Origin of the sequence: Photobacterium damselae subsp. damselae (assembly GCF_038086725.1) — a bacterium.
GTDB classification, from domain to species: Bacteria; Pseudomonadota; Gammaproteobacteria; order Enterobacterales; family Vibrionaceae; genus Photobacterium; species Photobacterium damselae.
In genome coordinates this window covers 2832695-2855724 of the sequence record NZ_CP146970.1, presented here as the reverse complement: position 1 = coordinate 2855724, position 23030 = coordinate 2832695, and the positions used below count along the sequence as shown (strand labels likewise).

The 23030-nt window shown below is 43.9% G+C and carries 15 protein-coding genes; 9 read left to right on the top strand and 6 right to left on the bottom strand.

The genetic code is table 11. The annotated features are described in order from the left end of the window. The first annotated feature begins 37 nt into the window (after positions 1 to 37). The 3 genes from aceE to lpdA all read left to right on the top strand — a co-directional run bounded on the left by aceE (position 38) and on the right by lpdA (position 6193). Entirely contained in the window at positions 38 to 2698 is a 2661-nt protein-coding gene (gene aceE, locus WAX86_RS13025) for a pyruvate dehydrogenase (acetyl-transferring), homodimeric type (protein ID WP_044174350.1), read from the top strand. 12 nt (positions 2699 to 2710) lie between these two features. Beyond that, positions 2711 to 4585 carry a pyruvate dehydrogenase complex dihydrolipoyllysine-residue acetyltransferase gene (gene aceF, locus WAX86_RS13020; RefSeq protein WP_341488888.1) on the top strand — a complete coding sequence of 625 codons (1875 nt, stop codon included), beginning with the start codon at positions 2711 to 2713 and terminating at the stop codon, positions 4583 to 4585. A 177-nt stretch (positions 4586 to 4762) separates the two neighbouring features. After that, positions 4763 to 6193, top strand: coding sequence for a dihydrolipoyl dehydrogenase (lpdA, locus tag WAX86_RS13015; protein WP_005297617.1), 1431 nt, complete (start codon positions 4763 to 4765; stop codon positions 6191 to 6193). A gap of 83 nt (positions 6194 to 6276) precedes the next feature. Here the strand turns inward: lpdA and WAX86_RS13010 are convergent, their stop codons facing one another. The 3 genes from WAX86_RS13010 to WAX86_RS13000 all read right to left on the bottom strand — a co-directional run bounded on the left by WAX86_RS13010 (position 6277) and on the right by WAX86_RS13000 (position 11000). Further along, positions 6277 to 6816, bottom strand: a complete 540-nt coding sequence (locus tag WAX86_RS13010; RefSeq protein WP_341488887.1) for a hypothetical protein — start codon at positions 6814 to 6816, stop codon at positions 6277 to 6279. 12 nt (positions 6817 to 6828) lie between these two features. Continuing rightward, entirely contained in the window at positions 6829 to 8895 is a 2067-nt protein-coding gene (locus tag WAX86_RS13005) for an LruC domain-containing protein (protein WP_341488886.1), read from the bottom strand. Positions 8896 to 9086: 191 nt separating this feature from the next. Beyond that, the gene (locus tag WAX86_RS13000; RefSeq protein WP_341488885.1) at positions 9087 to 11000 is read right to left on the bottom strand and encodes a methyl-accepting chemotaxis protein; all 1914 of its coding nucleotides are present in this window, start codon (positions 10998 to 11000) and stop codon (positions 9087 to 9089) included. Positions 11001 to 11400: 400 nt separating this feature from the next. On the opposite strand from WAX86_RS13000, the gene acnB reads away from it, so the two are divergent. Then, positions 11401 to 13998, top strand: coding sequence for a bifunctional aconitate hydratase 2/2-methylisocitrate dehydratase (gene acnB / locus WAX86_RS12995; protein ID WP_341488884.1), 2598 nt, complete (start codon positions 11401 to 11403; stop codon positions 13996 to 13998). A gap of 109 nt (positions 13999 to 14107) precedes the next feature. Here acnB and WAX86_RS12990 read toward each other — a convergent pair whose 3' ends face one another. From WAX86_RS12990 to WAX86_RS12980, 3 genes are all read right to left on the bottom strand, one after another. After that, positions 14108 to 15241: a glycerate kinase gene (locus tag WAX86_RS12990; protein ID WP_341489386.1), complete on the bottom strand. Its 1134-nt coding sequence runs from the start codon at positions 15239 to 15241 to the stop codon at positions 14108 to 14110. A gap of 10 nt (positions 15242 to 15251) precedes the next feature. After that, entirely contained in the window at positions 15252 to 16517 is a 1266-nt protein-coding gene (locus WAX86_RS12985) for a GntP family permease (protein ID WP_036763204.1), read from the bottom strand. 131 nt (positions 16518 to 16648) lie between these two features. Continuing rightward, on the bottom strand, positions 16649 to 17806 hold the full coding sequence (locus WAX86_RS12980; protein WP_341488883.1) for a sugar diacid recognition domain-containing protein: 1158 nt from the start codon (positions 17804 to 17806) through the stop codon (positions 16649 to 16651). Positions 17807 to 17861: 55 nt separating this feature from the next. On the opposite strand from WAX86_RS12980, the gene WAX86_RS12975 reads away from it, so the two are divergent. From WAX86_RS12975 to WAX86_RS12955, 5 genes are all read left to right on the top strand, one after another. Beyond that, positions 17862 to 18230, top strand: a complete 369-nt coding sequence (locus tag WAX86_RS12975) for a YacL family protein (protein WP_068969023.1) — start codon at positions 17862 to 17864, stop codon at positions 18228 to 18230. Between the two features lie 182 nt (positions 18231 to 18412). Beyond that, the gene (locus WAX86_RS12970) at positions 18413 to 18751 is read left to right on the top strand and encodes a P-II family nitrogen regulator (RefSeq protein ID WP_005297633.1); all 339 of its coding nucleotides are present in this window, start codon (positions 18413 to 18415) and stop codon (positions 18749 to 18751) included. Positions 18752 to 18814: 63 nt separating this feature from the next. Continuing rightward, on the top strand, positions 18815 to 20044 hold the full coding sequence (locus WAX86_RS12965) for an ammonium transporter (protein ID WP_044174376.1): 1230 nt from the start codon (positions 18815 to 18817) through the stop codon (positions 20042 to 20044). A 190-nt stretch (positions 20045 to 20234) separates the two neighbouring features. Continuing rightward, entirely contained in the window at positions 20235 to 21248 is a 1014-nt protein-coding gene (locus tag WAX86_RS12960) for a Fe(3+) ABC transporter substrate-binding protein (RefSeq protein WP_065171762.1), read from the top strand. Between the two features lie 156 nt (positions 21249 to 21404). Then, a complete protein-coding gene (locus WAX86_RS12955) occupies positions 21405 to 23030 on the top strand; it encodes an iron ABC transporter permease (protein WP_284647943.1) in 1626 nt (541 codons plus the stop codon).

Here is a 23030-nt window from a genome sequence, read left to right as displayed (position 1 = left end):
GTTAGTTTTGTAGATTATCAACGAAAGGATAGATCGCATGTCTGAAGTCATGAAGCATGACGTGGACGCACTTGAGACTCAAGAGTGGCTAGCAGCCCTAGAGTCAGTCGTTCGTGAAGAAGGTTTAGAGCGCGCACAATACCTATTAGAGCAAGTACTAGACAAAGCTCGCCTAGACGGTGTAGATATGCCAACTGGCATCACTACTAACTACATCAACACTATTCCTGCAGATAAAGAACCAGCGTACCCAGGTGACACAACACTTGAGCGCCGTATTCGTTCTATCATCCGTTGGAACGCAATCATGATCGTATTGCGTGCTTCGAAGAAAGACTTAGACCTAGGTGGCCATATGGCTTCTTACCAGTCTGCATCTGCTTTCTACGAAGTATGTTTTAACCATTTCTTCCGTGCTGCGAACGACGTAGACGGTGGTGACCTAGTTTACTATCAAGGCCATATCTCTCCAGGAATTTACTCTCGTGCTTTCGTTGAAGGTCGTCTAACTGAAGAGCAACTTGATAACTTCCGTCAAGAAGTTGATGGTAAAGGTATCCCATCGTACCCACACCCTAAACTAATGCCTGAGTTCTGGCAGTTCCCAACAGTATCTATGGGTCTAGGTCCAATCTCTGCTATCTACCAAGCTCGTTTCTTGAAGTACCTAGAAGGCCGTGGTCTAAAAGACACTTCAAGCCAGCGTGTTTATGCCTTCCTAGGTGATGGTGAGATGGATGAGCCAGAATCACGTGGTGCGATCTCCTTCGCTGCTCGTGAAAAACTGGACAACCTATGTTTCCTAATCAACTGTAACCTACAGCGTCTAGATGGCCCTGTAATGGGTAACGGTAAGATCATTCAAGAGCTTGAAGGTCTATTCAAAGGTGCTGGTTGGAACGTAGTTAAAGTTATCTGGGGTAACAACTGGGATTCTCTACTAGCAAAAGATACTTCAGGTAAGCTACTTCAGCTTATGAATGAAACTATCGACGGCGACTACCAAACATTTAAGTCTAAAGACGGTGCTTACGTTCGTGAACACTTCTTTGGTAAATACCCTGAGACTGCAGCGCTTGTTGCTGATATGACTGATGACGAAATCTTCGCTCTTAAGCGTGGTGGTCATGACTCATCTAAGCTATTTGCTGCATTTAATAACGCAAAAGAAACTCAAGGTAAGCCAACTGTAATCCTAGCTAAGACCATCAAAGGTTACGGCATGGGTGATGCAGCAGAAGGTAAGAACATTGCGCACGGTGTTAAGAAAATGGACATGACTCATGTTCAACACCTACGTGATCGTCTAGGTCTACAAGATCTTGTTTCTGATGAAGATATGAAGACTCTTCCATATCTAAAACTAGAAGAAGGTTCTGCGGAATACAACTACCTACACGCTCGTCGTGATGCACTGCACGGCTACACTCCTAAGCGTCTACGTAACTTCACTAACGAGCTAGCAATTCCAGCTCTTGATGAATTTAAGCCGCTATTGGATGAGCAAAAGCGTGATATCTCAACAACAATGGCGTTTGTTCGTATCCTTAATATCCTTCTTAAAGATAAGGGTATTGGTAAGAACATCGTACCAATCATTGCTGATGAAGCGCGTACTTTCGGTATGGAAGGTCTATTCCGCCAAGTAGGTATCTACAATCCACATGGTCAGGAATACACTCCAGAAGACCGTGGTGTTGTGTCTTACTATAAAGAAGCAACTTCAGGTCAGGTTCTTCAGGAAGGTATCAACGAACTTGGTGCTATGTCTTCATGGGTTGCTGCGGCAACATCATACAGCACTAACGATCTTCCAATGATCCCATTCTACATCTACTACTCAATGTTCGGCTTCCAACGTGTTGGCGACATGGCGTGGATGGCGGGTGACCAACAAGCTCGTGGTTTCCTACTAGGTGCTACAGCAGGTCGTACAACGCTTAACGGTGAAGGTCTACAGCACGAAGATGGTCACAGCCACGTTCTTGCTAACACAGTTCCTAACTGTATCTCTTACGACCCAACGTTTGCTTACGAACTAGCGGTTATCATGCAAGACGGTATTCGTCGTATGTACGGTGAACAAGAGAACGTGTTCTACTACCTAACTACGATGAACGAAAACTACGCAATGCCAGCAATGCCAGAAGGCGCTGAAGAAGGCATTCGTAAGGGTATCTACAAGCTAGAATCTTACGCTGGTAACAACAAAGTTCAGCTAATGAGCTCTGGTACTATCATGAATGAAGTACGTAAAGCAGCGCAAATTCTAAGTGAAGAATATGGCGTAGCGTCTGATGTTTACTCTGTAACATCATTCAACGAACTGACTCGTGATGGTCAAAATGTTGAGCGTTTCAACATGCTTCACCCAGAAGCTGAGCAGCAAGTTCCTTACATCACTCAAGTGATGGGTACTGAACCTGCAATCGCTGCAACTGACTACATGAAGAACTACGCAGAGCAAGTTCGCGCATTTATGCCAAGCGAATCTTATAAAGTTCTTGGTACTGATGGCTTCGGTCGTTCAGACAGCCGTGAGAACCTACGTCGTCACTTCGAAGTCAATGCAAGCTATGTTGTAGTAGCTGCACTAAATGAATTAGCTAAGCGTGGTGATATTGAGAAATCTGTAGTAGCTGATGCTATTAAGAAATTCGATATCGACACTGAAAAGATGAACCCGCTATACGCGTAAGAGGCAATAAAAATGGCAATCGAGATTAATGTTCCTGATATTGGTGCCGATGAGGTTGAAGTAACTGAGATCCTTGTTAGCGTTGGTGACAAGGTTGAAGAAGAGCAATCTCTAATTACTGTAGAAGGCGATAAAGCTTCTATGGAAGTACCAGCTTCTCAGGCGGGTATCGTTAAAGAAATCAAAATCGCTGAAGGCGACAAGGTTTCTACTGGTTCTCTAATCATGATCTTCGAAGCCGAGGGTGCTGCAACTGCAGCACCTGCTCCTGCGGCAGAGGCGGCTCCAGTAGCAGCTTCAGCTCCAGCAGCGGCTGAGTTGAAAGAAGTTCATGTTCCAGATATCGGTGGTGATGAAGTAGAAGTTACTGAAATCATGGTATCTATCGGTGATAGCATCGAAGAAGAGCAATCTCTACTTACTGTTGAAGGCGATAAAGCATCAATGGAAGTACCGGCACCATTTGCAGGTACGCTTAAAGAGATCAAAGTAGCAACTGGCGATAAAGTATCAACTGGCTCGCTAATTATGATTTTTGAAGTTGCTGGCTCTGCACCTGCGACGGCTCCTGTTGCACAAGCTGCGGCTCCAGTTGCAGCGGCATCAGCAGCAAAAGAAGTGAACGTTCCAGATATCGGTGGCGACGAAGTAGAAGTTACTGAAATCATGGTTGCAGTTGGCGATACAGTAGAAGAAGAGCAATCTCTAATTACTGTTGAAGGCGACAAAGCATCAATGGAAGTACCAGCTCCATTTGCAGGTACAGTAAAAGAGATCAAGATTGCAACAGGCGATAAAGTATCAACTGGCTCTCTAATCATGATCTTTGAAGTAGCAGGTTCTGCACCAGTAGCTGCACCGGTTGCACAAGCTGCGGCTCCAGCGCCAGCGGCTGCACCAGCTCCTGCTGCAACAAAAGCAGAAGCTCCAGCGGCAAGCAGTGAGTTTGTTGAGAACAACGAATACTCACACGCATCACCTGTAGTTCGTCGTCTTGCGCGTGAATTTGGTGTAAATCTTGCGAAAGTAAAAGGTACTGGCCGTAAGAACCGAATCCTAAAAGAAGACGTACAGAACTTTGTTAAAGATGCACTTAAGCGTCTTGAGTCTGGTGCGGCATCTGGTAAAGGTGACGGCAGCGCTCTGGGTCTACTACCTTGGCCAAAAGTTGACTTTAGCAAGTTTGGTGAAACTGAAGTTCAGCCACTATCTCGCATTAAGAAGATCTCTGGTGCTAACCTACACCGTAACTGGGTAATGATCCCGCATGTTACTCAGTGGGATAACGCAGATATCACCGCGCTTGAAGCATTCCGTAAAGAGCAGAATGCTATCGAAGCGAAGAAAGATACTGGCATGAAGATCACACCACTTGTGTTCATCATGAAAGCAGCGGCAAAAGCACTAGAAGCTTTCCCTGCATTTAACTCTTCTCTATCAGAAGACGGTGAAAGCCTAATTCTGAAGAAGTACGTAAACATCGGTATTGCAGTAGATACACCAAACGGTCTTGTGGTTCCTGTATTTAAGGACGTAAACAAGAAAGGTATCTACGAGCTATCAGCAGAACTTGCTGAAGTATCGAAGAAAGCACGTGCTGGTAAGCTAACTGCTGCAGATATGCAGGGTGGCTGTTTCACCATCTCAAGCCTTGGTGGCATCGGTGGTACTGCGTTCACTCCAATCGTGAATGCACCAGAAGTAGGTATCCTTGGTGTATCTAAGTCTGAAATGAAGCCAGTATGGAATGGTAAAGAGTTTGAAGCTCGCCTACAGCTGCCACTTTCTCTATCATACGACCACCGTGTGATCGATGGTGCAGAAGGTGCACGTTTCATCACTTACCTAAACGGCTGTCTATCTGATATCCGTCGTTTAGTACTATAAGGTTTATATCCGCAACGCCATGCCTAGTTGCTTACTAGGCATGGAATTGTTGTGTAGCTCACAGGCTAAGGCATTTAACTTTTCAGTTTGTTAGTGAAAATGTAACATAGTTGTTGAATCAAAGAGAGAAAGCAACACGTTAGCCTGTTAGGGATAAAAGACTTACAAGAGGTCATGATGAGTAAAGAAATTAAAGCCCAGGTAGTGGTGTTGGGTTCAGGCCCTGCTGGTTACTCTGCGGCGTTCCGTTGCGCTGACTTAGGTCTAGACACTGTTCTTATTGAAAAATACAGCACACTAGGTGGTGTATGTCTAAACGTGGGTTGTATTCCATCTAAAGCGCTTCTTCACGTAGCTAAAGTGATTGAAGAAGCAAAAGCGATGGCAGCTCACGGTGTGGTCTTTGGTGAACCACAAACTGATATCACTAAGATCCGTCTGTGGAAAGATAAAGTTATCACTCAACTTACAGGCGGTCTTGGCGGTATGGCTAAGATGCGTAAAGTGACAGTAGTAAATGGCTACGGTAAATTCACAGGTCCTAACTCGATCCTTGTTGAAGGTGCTGACGGCGAACAAACGACTGTTAACTTTGATAACGCAATCGTTGCTGCTGGCTCTCGTCCAATTAAACTACCATTCATTCCACATGAAGACCCACGTATTTGGGACTCAACAGACGCGCTTGAACTAAAAGAAGTTCCTGAGAAGTTGTTGGTTATGGGTGGCGGTATCATCGGCCTTGAAATGGGTACGGTATACCACGCACTAGGTTCTCAGATCGACGTTGTTGAGATGTTCGATCAAGTGATTCCTGCTGCCGATAAAGATATCGTTAAGATCTTTACTAAACGTATCGAGAAGAAATTCAACCTGATGCTAGAAACTAAAGTAACCGCTGTTGAAGCGCGTGAAGATGGTATCTATGTATCAATGGAAGGCAAGAAAGCGCCTGCAGAACCAGTTCGTTATGATGCGGTTCTTGTTGCTATCGGTCGTGTACCTAACGGTAAATTACTGGATGCTGAAAAAGCGGGTATTGAAGTTGATGAGCGCGGCTTTATCCACGTTGATAAGCAGATGCGTACAAACGTACCACATATCCATGCGATTGGTGATATCGTTGGTCAACCAATGCTGGCGCACAAAGGTGTGCATGAAGGTCACGTAGCGGCAGAAGTTATCTCTGGTAAGAAGCACTACTTTGACCCCAAAGTTATTCCTTCAATTGCTTACACTGAGCCAGAAGTGGCTTGGGTTGGTAAGACTGAGAAAGAAGCGAAAGCAGAAGGTATCAACTACGAAGTTGCTACATTCCCATGGGCAGCTTCTGGTCGTGCAATCGCATCTGACTGTTCAGATGGTATGACTAAGATGATCTTCGACAAAGATACTCACCGCGTTATTGGTGGTGCTATCGTTGGTACTAACGGTGGTGAGCTACTGGGTGAAATCGGTCTTGCTATCGAAATGGGTTGTGATGCAGAAGATATCGCTCTAACTATTCACGCTCACCCAACGCTACACGAATCTGTAGGTTTGGCTGCTGAAGTATTTGAAGGCTCTGTTACTGACCTACCAAATGCAAAAGCGGTAAAGCGTAAATAATTACGATAAAAACTGAATAATGAAAACGCCAACTTGGGCTTCAAGTTGGCGTTTTTTCTTTTATAACCAAAGAGAAAATATTGTTATGGGTAGCTTAGCGTCGTATCTGGAGCAAGATCAAAGACGTGTTTAATTGGCTTTAAACTTGGGTCCATAAATAACACCACCATCAGTAACTGAGTTTGATGCTTACCAATCGTTAGAGGTTGATTAAAGAGTCCATCATCAACCGCTTGTAGTAGTAATTGGCTGGCTGGATTGGGTACTAAATCGCCAGACTTATTACTCCATTCTTCATATAAGCCAATAAATGCACGTTGACTGGTAATTCCACCAAGATCGATGGCGGTGTTGATCTGATAATTTGTGGTGAAGTCGTAATTTTTATCGACGCTAATATCTGACATCTTGTAAGGACTAGGGTCATCGGCAAATTCACCGTCGGTTAAACCATCAAGATCATTATCTGTCGGAGGATCTGTTGCTGGTGGATCATCTGCAGGTGGTGTTGCAGGAGCAGATGGTGTCGATGGCGGTGCATTATCATCGCCTCCGCCACCACCACAACCTTGCACATTGAGCATCAGCAGTGAAAGTGACAGTAGTAAAATAAGATATTTCATAAATCCTCCTGATTATTCCACTGCAAATAGGAAACTGTTAACGCGCTTACCTGGGGTGAACCAATCATTGTGAGTACCTTGGGTGGCGTAATCGAAGAATTTAGGGTAAGCATTTAATACATCGGTTCGCTCACGAGGATGGATCCAAGTATCAGAGATGAGTAATCCCCATGGTAAGCCACTGGATGCTCGATAAACACTACCTGAGGCTAAGTCACTACCGTCATTGACCGTTCCCATCAAGGTTAAACTGTCACTACCCAAATCGGTAGGCTCGTAATCATCCAAATGGATTTCTAATGCTCGACCCGTCACCGCACCGTCGCCATGGTATTGGCCTTCTGCTGCAAAAATGAATGGGTCATAAGGTGCAGCAGGTAGGGCCCATAGTTTGGTACCATCAACTAAAGGAACCGTAATTGAGAAACTAAAGAGGTCGACTTCTTGGCAATCTTCTTTGGTGCGATAGTAAGGACAATCCGATCCGACATCTAAATAAAGATCTGGTGAGATCATCAGCACAGCATTGGTTTGTCCTGCTTCTAACGGCGAGCTGGTTTGCAGTTCGTTATTTTTCACAAAGACAATATTGCTTTCGTCGACACTCTCTCGTGCCAATCCCGGAAGATGAATTGCAAAGCCATTACGATAATCAGCTCCCATGGCTTTTAAAGACCCGCTAATTTGGACCTGCTTAACATCATAATTGACCGCAGCCTTGACCACGATATTGTATTCAACGACCACATCATTGAGGTCATAATCCCCTGTTTTTGGCCAACTATCTTCAAATGCTGCCGTATAAGGACCATAGTTATAAGTGCTAAGATTACTGTTTTCTAAGGTAACCTGATAATCCTCGACTTCACCATCTGAGGCGCCTCCGTAGTAATCAAGATTTTGAGTACTACTAAAACGAAATCGAGCCCAAGTATCTCCTTCTGATATGTAATCTGGCACTGAAATATAAGCAGTGGTCATGCCTGCAGAGAGACTCGTTCCGCTAAATACTTTTTCTCCGTTATCAGCAAAATCCCCGTCTTTATTCCAGTCAATCCAACCATTGAGATAACCTGAAGTACTAGCCGTTATGGCGATAAGAGATGTTTGACCTTTTTCTAGAGAGGTGAAAATAATGCCATCTTCATCATCAAAACCATCACCATCATCACTGGCAGCAGGAGCCGTTTCGGCATCACCAGGAATGGCTCCTAAGTAGTAGTCGGTATTGGTGAGATCGTGACGGGGACCATTACTGGCGATGGTGGTTTTATAGGTGTTAGGGGCGTCACCAAGATCAAGTGCATCAAGTTGAGCTGCGGCAGATGCACAGCGAACGCCATCGTTTTGTCCAGATAGAGGACCTACGGCAAATAGGGTGGCGATGGGGATAATGTTGTTAGGATCGGTAATGTCTATTTTAAAGATATGACCATCTTGATTTCGGCTTAAATAAAACATGCCGTCACTTTCAAAATAAGCGGCGCCAAAGGTTCCTTTGATGCCGGTATTCCCCAGACTGGTCCGTATACCTGTTGCTGGGTCTATTCGATAAAGAGTACCAAACTTGCCATCAACGGCGTAAATATTGCCATCACTTGGATGGAAGGCAAAATCATAGATTCGCATATTGGTTGTGCCACCAACAGCCGTTAAAGCCAGATAGTTAGGATCGGTACTATCGAGAGGAACTTTGTATAGCCCAGCACCATAGCGATAGAGATATAACGTGTTATTACTGACATCACCGACATAAAAAGATTGGGTGCCAATACCTGTTACAGCAAGCTCTTGAGCATTAAAGTTTTTGTCGACTTTAACCACTTTTTTGTTAGTGGTATTAAAGGCATAAATATAGTTATCAGTTTCATTGAATCCAACCGCATTAAGGTTACCTGTCATTCCAACATCGGTTTGTAGCGTTTGGCTAGAACCTGTGGTGAGGTTGATACCATAGACTGTGGTTGGGGTACCTTGCATAAGAAAAGCAGTACCGGGGCATGAGTCAAAAGCTTCACCATAACTGGTTTGTGCAATACTCCCTAGCCCAAATAGTAGTGCGATATGTAATTTTGACATAAATGCATCTCCCTTTGGTTAAGGAAAATCCATCAATTTTAGTGCCAAAATTTATAGTGAAAAAAACGAGTTCTAACTGCTATGTTGCAAATTTAAGAATGGATTCTGCAAGATTGCATCGCACAATACAAAAATAGAGAGCCGAAGCTCTCTATCAGTATTTAGTTCCATCGTACAATGAGAAATATGGCTTAAAGCTTGAAACTTCCGACCATAACTTCTAATCGATGAGATAATTGCTGCAGTTCAAGGCTCGCTTGCGCAAGATCTTCGGCCGTAGTCGCTGTACGCTGAGTGGTTTCGTTGATCACTTCGATATTGCAGTTGATATCGTTAACCACCGTTGATTGTTCTTCTGTTGCCGTTGCAACTTGCGTATTCATATCTGCAATTAAGGTGATACGTTCGGCAATAGAAATCAACGCGCTGCTAGCTTCATCAGAGGCTGAAACCCCATTAGAACTTAACAGGCGACTTTGCTCGATAGCCGCTACGGCATTGCTGGCCTCTTGCTGTAAACGGTTGATCATAGTTTGGATTTCATCAGTTGAAGCCGCTGTTCGACTAGCAAGACTGCGCACTTCATCAGCAACAACGGCAAAACCACGACCTTGCTCACCAGCACGAGCTGCTTCAATGGCTGCGTTCAATGCCAATAAGTTCGTTTGTTCTGAAATACCACGGATAACATCTAAAATGCTGCCAATGGCTTGGGTGTTATGGGCCAAAGATTCAATTACTTCACTTACTTGGGCCACATCATGAGACAGTTGTGAAATAGTTTCTCTTGCTTGCCCAACAACCTGTTGACCACTTTGTGCTTCAGTTTCTGCTAGATGAGTGGCGTCAGCGGCTTGAGCTGCATTACCTGCAATTTCATTGACGGTTGCCCCCATCTCATTAATCGCGGTTACCACTTGAATGGTGCGATCGCGTTGGCTTTGGCTGTTATCTAAGGTCGTTTGTGCTTGTTCCGCTACCGATTGAGAGGCGTGACGTAGGGCATTTCCTGTTTCCGCAACTTCTTTTACCGAGTTATGGATTTTGCTAATAAAACCATTAAAGCCTTGGGACAGTTGGGCAATTTCATCGTTACCTTGAATGTCTAGACGGTGACGTAGATCGCCTTCACCTTCACCCAGATCTTTAAACATCTCGGCTAAACGAGCAATTGGACGGGTAATGGAGCTCGCAAGCCAAATCGCTAACGCAGTAAAGCCAAGCGCAATGATGGCAGTCCAGATTAAAATTTGATTACGGGCATGGTTGAGGCTCGCAAACGCTTCATTTTTAGGTAATTGGGCGATGACATACCAATTCATCGTTGGAATATAACTTGAAGCAACAAGATTTTCTTGGCCTGCAAGATCAAGATCCACGATTTCGATTTTGCCTCTTTTTAGCAGTTGGTTTGCCACTTTGCTACCGTATAAATCGGTTAAGCTTGCTTTCCCCATCAATTGGTTATCATGATGAATTCGCACAATACCTTTATCATCAACCAGATAAACAAAGCCTGTTTGCTCAAGTTTAAATTGATTAATAAATTGCACCATTTCATCTAAAGATTTAGACAACCCAGCTAGTCCTTTGCCATTGAGTTGTTGGTAATTAACAAACAGTTTTACATCACCATTAGCTTCACGAAAGACATTGAGCATCTTGGCGTTACCACTGCGGACAAAGTTGTAGAACCAGCTATCTTGTTGATGGTTGAGCTGGCGTAAAAAACCGTCTTGATTCCAATAATTTCCTGTATTTCGATCCGCAATAGAGGCGTCAAATAGATGATATTGCTGTTTGATCTCGTTAAGTAAGGTAACGATCTGAGTGTTATCTTGAGGTAGTGTTGCGGTGAGAGAATCAATCACTAGTGGGTTGGTTGCTAGTTGTTGTGCCGCCGCTTGCAACAAGGAAACTTCTTTATCGATTTGGTTACGAATCTGCAGCAAAGTCGCAGGAATTTCCGATTCAAGTAAGCGAGTTTCAATGACTTTTCGTGCTTGCTGTTGGCTTAAAATACCAACAAGAGTCGTAGAAAATAATACCGCACTGATCATGGCGAGGATCAGCTTTTTCTTAATACTTAAGTGATTTAAATTCATGGCGTCATGCTTTTGCAATAAATGAGCTAAATGCGATAGAAGGTGAAATGAATAAGATTAATATCGCAAGGATGTGTAGGTTATCTGCCGTTGGTATACATTCTTGAGTGATGCTCGTCACAAAATAAGCGTATTTAGCCTCAGTTGAATGATTTATTGACATTTTTCTCACTGGTTTACAAAGTTGGGGCTGGTAGTAAAAAATTTATTAAAATGTGAATGTTGTAAAAATAGGGTGGATTTTAATTTTAAGTTAACAGTGGTATGGTGTAGTTACAGTTTGTTCTCTCTATCTGCTGTGAGCACCTCAATAACAAAAGGGTTTTGGTATTGAGCAGAGAGCAAAGCTTTCCAAGGATGTTTGGTTATTGCAACCGAACCGAAGAATGAGGAATTTGTCGTGCTAGATGCCTACCGTAAACACGTCGCAGAGCGTGCCGCTGAAGGGGTCGTACCTCAACCACTTAATGCAGAGCACGTGGCCGCATTAATTGAGTTATTAAAAAATCCCCCCGCAGATGAAGAAGCGTTTTTAGTCGATCTACTGGAAAATCGCATTCCACCGGGTGTCGATGAAGCCGCTTATGTGAAAGCTGGATTCTTAGCGGCCATTACTCAAGGTGAAGCTCAATCTCCTTTAGTCAGTAAAGAAAAAGCCGCAGAGTTATTAGGTACAATGCAGGGCGGTTATAACATTGAACCGCTTATTCGTTTACTTGACGATCCAAGTTTAGCGCCTATTGCTGCAACAGCATTGTCGCACACCTTACTTATGTTTGATGCTTTCTATGATGTTGAAGAGAAAGCAAAAGCAGGTAATGAGTTTGCACAACAAGTCCTTCAATCATGGGCAAATGCCGATTGGTTCTTACAAAAACCTGCGCTAGCTGAAAAGATCACCTTGACCGTATTTAAAGTCAGCGGTGAAACCAATACCGACGATTTGTCTCCGGCTCCTGATGCTTGGTCACGTCCTGATATTCCGCTTCATGCTTTAGCTATGTTAAAAAATGCCCGCGAAGGGATCGAGCCGGATCAGGTGGGATCGGTAGGGCCGATTGCACAAATTGAAGCGCTAAAAGCTTTAGGCCATCAACTGGTTTATGTTGGTGATGTGGTCGGTACCGGTTCATCGCGTAAATCAGCCACTAACTCAGTCTTATGGTTTATGGGGGATGATATTCCTTATGTGCCAAATAAACGTGCAGGTGGCTATGTATTAGGTGGCAAGATTGCGCCTATCTTCTTTAATACAATGGAAGATGCAGGAGCACTACCGATTGAAGTGGATGTCAGTCAATTAGCCATGGGCGATGTGATTGATGTCTACCCATTTAAAGGTGAAGTGCGTCGTCATGATAGTGATGAGTTGGTCGCCACCTTTAAGTTAAAAACTGATGTCTTAATTGATGAGGTTCGTGCTGGTGGCCGTATTCCATTGATCATTGGTCGTGGACTAACTGATCGTGCCCGCCAATCTTTAGGTCTACCTGCATCGGATGTGTTCCGTCGTCCAGCGCCTGTTGCAGATTCTGGTAAAGGTTATACATTAGCTCAGAAAATGGTAGGTAAGGCCTGTGGTGTCGAAGGGATTCGTCCGGGAACCTATTGTGAGCCTAAGATGACAACGGTTGGTTCGCAAGATACTACCGGACCTATGACCCGAGATGAGCTTAAAGATCTTGCCTGTTTAGGCTTTTCAGCCGACTTGACCATGCAGTCCTTCTGTCACACTTCGGCTTATCCGAAACCCATTGATGTTAATACTCACCATACGCTGCCTGATTTCATTATGAATCGAGGTGGGGTGTCATTACGTCCGGGTGATGGTGTGATCCACTCTTGGCTTAATCGTATGTTGCTTCCTGATACGGTCGGTACCGGTGGTGATTCTCATACACGCTTCCCGCTTGGCATTTCTTTCCCTGCCGGATCCGGCTTAGTGGCTTTCGCCGCTGCAACTGGGGTGATGCCTCTGGATATGCCAGAATCTATTTTGGTTCGCTTTAAAGGTGAGATGCAACCGGGTATTACTCTGCGTGATTTGGTTCATGCGATTCCGTATTTTGCGATTCAGCAGGGGCTTTTAACCGTTGAGAAAGCAGGTAAGATCAACGAGTTTTCTGGTCGAGTGTTAGAGATCGAAGGGGTCGAGCACCTCACGGTTGAACAAGCGTTTGAACTCTCTGATGCCTCTGCTGAGCGAAGTGCCGCTGGCTGTACGGTCAAACTGTCACAACAATCGGTAAGTGAATATCTTGAATCTAATATCGTGATGCTAAAATGGATGATCTCACAGGGTTATGGCGATCGCCGTACGCTAGAGCGCCGTATTACTGCGATGCAAGAGTGGTTGGATAATCCAAGCTTAATGACAGCCGATTCGGATGCAGAGTATGCGCATATTATTGAAATAGATCTTGCTGAGATCAAAGAACCTATTTTGTGTGCACCAAACGATCCCGATGATGCGCGTCTGCTATCAGAAGTACAAGGTACGGAAATTGATGAAGTCTTTATCGGTTCCTGTATGACCAATATTGGCCACTTCCGTGCTGCGGGTAAACTGTTAGAAAAATTTGGTGGACAGCTCAATACTCGAATGTGGGTTGCACCACCAACTAAGATGGATAAAGACCAACTAACCGAAGAAGGTTACTACGGTATTTTCGGTCGTGCTGGGGTTCGTATTGAAACGCCGGGATGTTCACTTTGTATGGGTAACCAAGCACGCGTAGCTGATAATGCTACTGTAATGTCAACATCAACGCGTAACTTCCCTAACCGTTTAGGTACGGGAGCCAATGTGTATCTTTCATCGGCAGAGTTAGCCGCTGTGGGTGCCGTATTAGGTCGAATTCCAACGGTTGAAGAGTATCTTGAGTTTGCTAAGCAGATTGATGCGACGGCAGCAGATACTTATCGTTATCTGAATTTCCACCGTATGGAACAGTACACTAAACCTGCGGCAGAAGTGATTATGGTTCAACCAGCCTAACTTAAGGCGTGAGTTCCAATTAATCGTTTCAGTCTCATTATAGAAAACGCCTTGGTTTTCATTTAAACCAAGGCGTTTGTTTTATCTGTTTAGCTGTTACTTTTTGTTATTAGCGACTCAGGCGATACATAGCAGCCACATTACGAGCCGTTAATTCCACATTAAATGCCGCATCGCGCAGAGCTTCAGCTAAAGTCACAGAGCGAGGAACAACACTAAATACGGCATCAATACCGTGATCATGGACCACATCGCAATCATTAGATAGACAGCCTGAAATACCAATCACTGATTTATTGAAGCGCTTTGCTGTACGTGCAACGCCAATAGGGGTTTTTCCGTGAATAGTTTGACTGTCGATACGACCTTCACCTGTGATCACTAAATCAGCATCTTGAACAACGTCAGCCAGATTAACCGCATCCATCACAATTTCAATCCCAGGACGTAAGCGAGCTTGCAGTAGACCCAGTAGCGCTGCGCCTAAACCACCAGCGGCACCTGCGCCGGCCATCTCTTTTACATCGGCACCTAATTGAGTTTTGATAAGTTCTGCATAATGGGCTAGGTTGGCATCAAGTTGAGCGACCATCTCAGGTGTTGCGCCTTTTTGTGGTCCAAAGACTTGCGATGCACCTTTTTCACCACACAAAGGGTTATCCACATCACATGCAACTTCTAATTCAACTTGCGCTAAACGAGGATCAAGGCCTGACATATCAATAGTAGCAAGACGAGCCAGAGCACCTCCGCCATAACCAATCTCTTTACCCTGGCTATCAAGCATACGGATACCAAGCGCTTGCGCCATGCCGATACCGCCATCATTGGTTGCGCTGCCACCGATACCAACGATGATATGTTTTGCTCCTTGATTAAGCGCAGCAAGAATCAATTCGCCAGTACCAAATGTTGTGGTTTGCAGAGGGTTACGTTGCTCGGGAGCGACTAAGTGCAACCCGGATGCTGCCGCCATCTCAATTACAGCGGTATGACCGTCTCCCATAAGACCGTAAAATCCATCGACTTGTTCGCCTAGAGGTCCCGTTACACGGGTGGTAATAATTTCACCACCTGTAGCATCAACCAAGGATTGCACCGTACCTTCGCCACCATCGGCCATTGGTAGCTTAATGTATTCGGCCTCTGGTAATACTTTGCGAAAACCCGCTTCAATCGCACAAGCCACTTCCATTGCTGTTAGGCTTTCTTTATAAGAATCTGGAGCAATAACAATTTTCATCATGAGCCTCTTAAACAAATAGACCGAATACACCGAAGATTAAGGTTGAAACGACAGCAATCATTAAGCCAACTGCCGATTCGTAAGGGATTAATTTCAAACGCTCTTTCATATCCATGTGGACAGAACCACCCGTTGCATGGAAGAAGCTACCGTGTGGCATGTGGTCAAAGACCGTTGCACCAGCATGAATCATCGCAGCACCAGCAAGGGCAGGAACGCCTAAATCTAAAATCGTTTGGCTAAAGACGCTTGATGCCACCGCGGTGCCTGCCGTTGTTGAAGCGGTTGCTAGCGACATCATGGCACCAGAAACTGGTGCTAATAAATAAGATGGCAAACCAGAGGCCGTCAGAACTTCAATTAAGCCATTTTTTAGACCTGAGTTAGCAATAATACCTGCTAGTGTACCTGTACCGAGTAACATCACGGCCACAGGTGCCATGCGGGTTAATCCTGATACCGCAAAGTGGTTGGTATCACGGTGGCGTTTCATGGCAATCGCACCTAATAGACCACCTAGAGGCAGTGCAATTAATGGGTCGATATTAATACCAGCAATAGGACGAAGGGATAACAGAGCAATAGCCACTAATGGGGCAACAATCGCGGCTTTAAAGCTCGGTAAGCGACTCATATCAACTGCTACTACTTCGTGTTCTTGAACTTTACTGCCTTTGTTCACCAGTTTTTTGGCAATAAAGTAAGCTAAAATCATACCGCACAAGCCTGGGATAACACCTGCTGCCATCACAGAAGTTAGGGGAACGTTAAAGGCATCAGCTGCCGCAATGGAGTTTGGGTTTGGTGACATCACATTACCAGCTTTACCGCCACCTACCATCGCCAGCAAGATTGCCATTTTTGAAATATCAGCACGACGTGCAATAGCCAGAGCAATAGGTGCAACGGTAATAACAGCAACATCAACAAATACACCAACAGCCGTTAGAATCATGGTTGCAAGAGCCAGAGCTAATAGAGCGCGAGTCTCACCTACTTTTTTGACAATGGTTTCAGCTATTGAGGTAGCAGCGCCAGATTCAATCAATACGCCTGCCAGTACACCAGCGGCAAGGATTCGCAATACCGCAGTGACAATACCTTGTGCGCCACCAATCATTAGGGACACGGTATCGGTTAACGAAACGCCACCAATAACACCACCTACTAGGGCACCAATAATCATGCCATAAGCAGGTGGAACTTTTCGTAATATCAGAGTGATAGCTACAATTAATGCGGCGATTGCGCCTAATGTGGATACTTCTACCATTGTCCTTTCCAGTCAGAGGTGATTCAGTGGCTGCGACTGTACTTGGCATCGATAAATTAAGCTTTAGGCGAAACAACAAAAATAACCCAGAGAAAGCAGCTATTTTTGTGCATATGCACAATTTGTGGTTTTTACGCTTGTGACAAAGTTGCCAAATAGAGTCGAGTCTTATCTGCTATGTTATTGAAATTTAACTTAGTTTCTTGTTCTATTTTTTCAAGGCGATAACGAAGAGTATTACGGTGAATATGTAGCGTTTGGCAGGTTTGAGCTAAATCACAATTTTGATCAAAATATACCTTGAGCGTTTTGAGTAGAGTTCCTCGAGGGTCGTGTTGCGCTAATAATTCCAGCGGAGCGCTTAACTGTTGGTAGCGCCAAGTATCGTCTATTAACCCACTGAGTAATACAGGCAGGATGTTGTCTTGGTAAAAGAGCACTTGGTTACTGTTATGGGAAAAGTCTGCTGTTTCCATGGTTGCTTTGGCTGTCATAAAGGATTTTGCCAGCCCATTAAATCCTGCAAAATAATCACCAAGAGCTATTCGAATAGTAAAATTGCCTTCTTTGGCGATACGACGGATCAGCTTATCAACTCGTTTTTGTTCGAGATCCCGCGACCAACCTTTGTGATCACTATCGAGTTTGATTGGCTTTAGCACAACGACTTCATTTCGAGACACTGAGGCTATCCCCACCAGATTATCACGTTCTGGATATTCAAGAAGATGAACCAGATGTTGCAGGTGTTCAAGGGAGAGCTGTTTCCCCGCTTGCGGAACCACTTTCACAAGAGCTGCAATTCGTGGCTGGTTTAAATCCAGTTCAAGGCGTTCGGCGATAGTGAGCAGTTGTTCTTCATTAAGCTCTGTTTGCTGAATCAGCTGTAAGACAAATTCTTCACGATGACGTTTATTCCATTGGATTTGTGACATCAATGCTGCTTGTTCGACAATCAACTCGGCGGTCATTTTAACCAGTTCACCGTAGTTACGTACTTCATCGGGTTGACCTGAAATGCCGACCACGCCAATGACATGTTGCTTAAATAAGATGGGCAGATTGATCCCCGGCTTGACCCCTTTGAGTTGTATTGCCGTGGGAGCATCAATTTCAACCACACGATTATCATTCAGTGCTAGAATTGCGCCTTCATGTCGTTGCGCGAGACGAGATGGGTCACCTGAGCCTATAATTCGTCCGTGCTCGTCCATTACATTGACGGAATGGTGAATGATTTTCATCGTACGTTCGACAATTTGTCGTGCAATCGTGGCATTTAGTTGCATGGCACAAGATCCTGCTGGTTGAGGTAGGGCATAAAGATAATACAAGAGGATAGCTATGGATTACGACTTTAAAAAAAATACCTTGGATGGTAGCTATCACGCCGTGTTCTCAATGGGGCACGAAGTACTTGGACGTTGGTTAAGTGAAGAGATTGAAAAAGATTGCGATAAAATCGATGAAATCGTCGCCCAGATCCATCAGCTAAAAAATACCACGACAGAGTGGCGTCTGGTTGGCGATGAGTTAACGTTAAGTTTGCAAGATAATGAAGCCTTGGTTCAGGCTAATTACCTCTTCTCAGAAGATGACACTGAGCTTGAAGAGGATATGAATTTTTATGATGAAGAGAATATTTCTGTCTGTGGCTTTGAAGATTTAGAGCAAGTGCTATTGGCATGGCAGGCGTTTGTGAAGCGTTTCTAATATCATCTTATCGCGTTAATACTGCGTTATTTTAGGGAAAAGGGTGCACTGTAATGGTGCACCCTTTTTTCGTTTCAAAGCTCTATTTTTTCTAAATTAATGAAATATAAGAATAAAAAAACTTGGCATAGTCATTGTTTGTTAAATAACTGTAAACAACAAAAACAGTCAAGGAGCGAGCAATGAAAATCATCAACGCAATCATTAAGCCATTTAAGTTAGATGATGTTCGTGAAGCATTATCGGATGTCGGAGTTGAAGGCATGACAGTGACTGAAGTGAAAGGATTTGGACGTCAAAAAGGTCATACCGAACTTTATCGTGGGGCGGAATATCAAGTGGATTTTCTACCTAAAGTAAAACTAGAAATTGCCACTCAAGCTGACAATTTAGATGCCATTGTCGAAGCCATAGCCAAGGCTGCTCAAACGGGAAAAATTGGTGACGGTAAGATCTTTGTCTATGACCTTGAACATGCTGTACGTATTCGAACCGGTGAAATTGATATGGAAGCGCTATAAGTCGTTACAGATTTGGCTCAGCTCAATTTAACTTTGGAATTAACCGTTAATAGGGAATGTATTATGGAATTATCACTGACAGTAACCGAACTGCGTTATGCATTAGATACGTTTTTCTTTTTGATGTCCGGTGCATTAGTGATGTGGATGGCGGCAGGATTTGCCATGTTGGAGGCGGGACTGGTTCGTTCAAAAAACACCACAGAAATCTTAACAAAAAATATCTGTTTGTATGCCATTGCTTGTACCGCTTTTTTGGTTGTCGGCTACAACATTATGTATGTCAATAATAGCGAAGGAGGCTTTTTCCCATCGATTGGCACGTTAATAGGTTCGCAATCTCCTGATGCTGATCACTCGCTAGAATCTGATTTCTTCTTCCAAGTTGTGTTTGTTGCAACCGCGATGTCGGTGGTTTCTGGCGCAGTGGCTGAACGTATGAAGTTATGGTCGTTTTTAATTTTCTCCGTGGTGATGACTGCCTTTATTTATCCGGTAGAAGGTTATTGGACATGGGGCGGAGGCTTTTTATCTGAAGCTGGATTTAGTGACTTTGCCGGCTCTGGTATTGTGCATATGGCTGGTGCTTCCGCAGCTTTAGCCGGGGTACTATTACTAGGGGCGCGTAAAGGTAAATACGGTAAAAATGGTGAAATCTATCCAATTCCCGGTTCGAATATGCCATTAGCAACATTGGGTACCTTTATCTTGTGGTTTGGCTGGTTTGGCTTTAATGGTGGTTCTCAGTTGATGATTTCCGACTTTGAAAATGCAACGGCGGTAGGGCAAATTTTCTTAAATACAAATGCAGCTGCTGCAGCTGGTGCAATAGCGGCACTATTAGTGTGTAAAACCACTTGGGGAAAAGCAGATCTAACCATGATTTTAAATGGTGCACTGGCAGGTTTGGTTGCTATTACTGCCGACCCATTGTCGCCATCGCCATTGGTTGCCGTAGCCATAGGTGTAGCAGCAGGAGCTTTAGTGGTCTTTAGTATCGTGGCACTTGATAAAGTTAAAGTAGATGATCCTGTTGGTGCTATTTCAGTCCATGGTGTATGTGGTCTGTTTGGTCTGTTAGTTGTGCCATTTAGTAATGCTGATGCCAGCTTTATGACTCAGCTATTTGGCGCTGTTGTTATCTTTGGCTGGGTATTTGGGGCGAGCTTTGCTGTATGGGGCATATTAAAACTGACTCTAGGTATTCGAGTTTCCGAAGATGAAGAGCTTGAAGGTATGGATGTTCATGACTGTGGTATTGATGCTTATCCGGAGTTTGTTAGCGTTAAATAGTATAAACAATAAGGTCTTATAGTCACTCTATAACATATATGAAGATCACAACTTTTAAAAGCGCGACCTAAATGGTGGCGCTTTTTTGTGTTTAAATGTTTCAGAGTATTGTTTTGCATTATCGGCTAAGTATAATCGGATGGAAATTGATAACTATTATCATTACATTTTGCATTTAAGGGATTTCTCAATGAAAAAACTGTTAGCTTCTGCGATTCTGGCTGGTCTAGCTGTACCACAAATGGCAACAGCGGCTGAAGAAGTCAATGTTTACTCTTACCGTCAGCCATTTTTGGTTGAGCCAATGTTTAAAGAATTTACTAAGGAAACGGGCATTAAAGTTAATGTTAAGTTTGCGAAAGAAGGATTGGCAGAGAAACTACAGCAAGAAGGTGAATACAGCCCAGCAGATGTGGTGTTAACAACTGATATTAGTCGTCTGGTTGAACTGTCTGACAAAAAGTTAGTTCAAGCGGTTGATAATAAAGTGATTGAAGCAAATGTACCTGCACAATACCGAGATTCTGAAGATGAGTGGTTTGCGCTTACATTACGTGCTCGTAACGTGTATTCATCAAAAGATCGTGTAGGTCAATTACCTGAGTCTTTTGATTATCTCGATCTTGCAAAACCAGAATGGAAAGGGAAGATTTGTACTCGTTCAGGTAAGCACCCTTACAATGTATCGTTAGTTTCTTCTATGATTGCTCATTATGGCGAAGCAGAAACTAAGCAGTGGCTAGAAGGGGTAAAAGCAAACCTTGCTCGTAAACCTCAAGGTAATGACCGTGCTCAAGTAAAAGCGGTAAAAGAAGGTTTGTGTGACCTTGCGATTGGTAACAGTTACTACCTAGGCAAGATGATCAATGATCCTGAGCAAAAAGCATGGGCAGAAGCGGTATACATTGATTTCCCAGGTCAAAAAGCGAATGGTACGCATGTTAACGTTAGCGGTATGGCAATGGCGAAATACGCACCAAACAAAGCCAATGCGACCAAGCTAATGGAGTTTTTAACTGGTGATAAAGCTCAGCAGATGTACGCTGAAGTGAACTATGAATACCCAGTTAAAAATGGTGTGAAGCGTTCAGAGTTGGTTGAGTCTTGGGGCGAATTTACAGCGGATACATTACCGTTAGAGAAAGTGGCTAAATATCATAACAGTGCTATTAAGCTGTTAGATGAAACCAAGTTCGATCTGTAATTTGTTACAAAAAAGAGGAGTGTTTAGCTCCTCTTTTGCATTTTTTCAGTCTTATAAAAACAGAATAATATGATAGGGTCATCCATGCGATAAGTGGCCATAGCTAAGGGATAGGTTTAGTGCTGCGATGGTTCAATAAGACATAAGTTGTTTGTAATGAAAGAAAAATTTTTATTCTGGCAGACCAGCAGTTGGAGTTTATCTCTACTGCTGGTTTTGCCTATCTTGGCAATTTTTTTTACCGCTCTGGGTCAATCTGATCAAGTTTTCTCTCATCTCCTAAATACGGTTATGCCAACTTATCTTGCCAATACGTTTTGGGTCGTAGTTGGTACTGTTATTCTTGCTTTGTTATTTAGCGTGCCATCTGCCTGGATCATGGCAATGTGTAAGGTGCCGTCAGAAAAGATTCTGCAATGGGCTTTGGTATTGCCGCTTGCGATGCCTGGCTACATTGTTGGCTATATTTATACTGACTGGTTTGATTACGCAGGACCTATTCAGATCTTTTTACGAGATCTCTTTGGTTGGCAAACCGCGACTGAATATTGGTTTCCAAATTTTCGCTCTATTGGTGGGGCGTGTTTTGTTCTAGCGTTGGTGCTGTATCCGTACATCTATTTGTTGGTGCGCGCCGCTTTTATGGAGCAGAGTGTTAGCCTATTACAATCTGCTCGCCTATTGCGTTGTAATCCGTGGCAAAGTTTCTGTCGAGTCTCTTTACCTTTGGTTCGTCCTGCTATTGCTGTTGGTGTTTCTTTAGTTGCGATGGAGACGTTAGGGGATTTTGGTACGGTTAGCTACTTTGCGGTTAACACATTAACAACTGCGGTTTATGACACTTGGTTGGGATACTCAAATCTTCATGCGGCAGCAAAAATCTCAGCGTTGATGCTGGTGGTTATTTTTATTTTGATCAGTGCAGAGCGCTTTAGTCGTCGTAAGCAAAAACTATTTCAACAGCAGCTAAATGGTAGTGATAGTGTTCGCTACACATTAACCGGATGGAAGAAGTGGTTAGCGGTTATTTGGTGTTGGGGATTGGTCACCGTTGCTTTTATTCTGCCAATGCTACAGTTAGCAGACTATGCATGGACCTATTTCGGTCAAAGTTGGACTGAAGCATTTCGACAGTACAGTATTAACAGTTTCGTCGTCTCGATTGTGGCTGCAGTGATAGCTCTGTTTCTTGCTCTATTGGTGAACTTTTCTCATCGTTTGCTACCGAGTAAATTCAATACGGTTCCAATTCGTCTTGCTTCTATGGGATATGCTGTACCCGGGACCGTGTTAGCCATCGGCGTTATGATTCCTCTCACAGGGGCGGATCATTTTATTAATGATGTTGCAAAATCACTAGAATGGGGACGGCCTGGGCTTATCTTATCGGGATCCATGTTTGCGATGATTTTTGCTTTTGTGGTGCGCTTTTCTGCGGTGGCGATTGGCAGTATTGAAAGTAGCTTAACGAAAATCTCACCATCTTTGGATATGGCATCAAAAACCATGGGTGTGGCATCGTTTAAAATGTTACGACGTGTTCATTTTCCTCTGGTTCGTCGCGGCTGTTTGATTGCAGTTATTTTGGTTTTCATTGAGTCGATGAAAGAGTTGAATGCAGCACTATTACTGCGTCCTTTCAATTTTGAAACCTTGGCGACTTATGTCTTTAACTACGCTTCTGATGAACATTTGGAGCTCGCAGCGTTGCCTGCAATTTTGTTAATTTTAGTAGGGCTAGTCCCGCTTATTTTAGTTAATCGATCCCTGGAGCAGAAGTGA

Excerpts from the sequence above, each read along its gene's own strand:
- WAX86_RS13005 (WP_341488886.1), bottom strand. The coding sequence starts at position 8,895 with ATGTCAAAATTACATATCGCACTACTATTTGGGCTAGGGAGTATTGCA.
- WAX86_RS12960 (WP_065171762.1), top strand. The coding sequence starts at position 20,235 with ATGAAAAAACTGTTAGCTTCTGCGATTCTGGCTGGTCTAGCTGTACCA.
- WAX86_RS12970 (WP_005297633.1), top strand. The coding sequence starts at position 18,413 with ATGAAAATCATCAACGCAATCATTAAGCCATTTAAGTTAGATGATGTT.
- lpdA (WP_005297617.1), top strand. The coding sequence starts at position 4,763 with ATGAGTAAAGAAATTAAAGCCCAGGTAGTGGTGTTGGGTTCAGGCCCT.
- aceE (WP_044174350.1), top strand. The coding sequence starts at position 38 with ATGTCTGAAGTCATGAAGCATGACGTGGACGCACTTGAGACTCAAGAG.
- WAX86_RS12955 (WP_284647943.1), top strand. The coding sequence starts at position 21,405 with ATGAAAGAAAAATTTTTATTCTGGCAGACCAGCAGTTGGAGTTTATCT.
- WAX86_RS13010 (WP_341488887.1), bottom strand. The coding sequence starts at position 6,816 with ATGAAATATCTTATTTTACTACTGTCACTTTCACTGCTGATGCTCAAT.
- WAX86_RS13000 (WP_341488885.1), bottom strand. The coding sequence starts at position 11,000 with ATGAATTTAAATCACTTAAGTATTAAGAAAAAGCTGATCCTCGCCATG.
- WAX86_RS12980 (WP_341488883.1), bottom strand. The coding sequence starts at position 17,806 with ATGCAACTAAATGCCACGATTGCACGACAAATTGTCGAACGTACGATG.
- aceF (WP_341488888.1), top strand. The coding sequence starts at position 2,711 with ATGGCAATCGAGATTAATGTTCCTGATATTGGTGCCGATGAGGTTGAA.
- WAX86_RS12990 (WP_341489386.1), bottom strand. The coding sequence starts at position 15,241 with ATGAAAATTGTTATTGCTCCAGATTCTTATAAAGAAAGCCTAACAGCA.
- WAX86_RS12985 (WP_036763204.1), bottom strand. The coding sequence starts at position 16,517 with ATGGTAGAAGTATCCACATTAGGCGCAATCGCCGCATTAATTGTAGCT.
- WAX86_RS12975 (WP_068969023.1), top strand. The coding sequence starts at position 17,862 with ATGGATTACGACTTTAAAAAAAATACCTTGGATGGTAGCTATCACGCC.
- WAX86_RS12965 (WP_044174376.1), top strand. The coding sequence starts at position 18,815 with ATGGAATTATCACTGACAGTAACCGAACTGCGTTATGCATTAGATACG.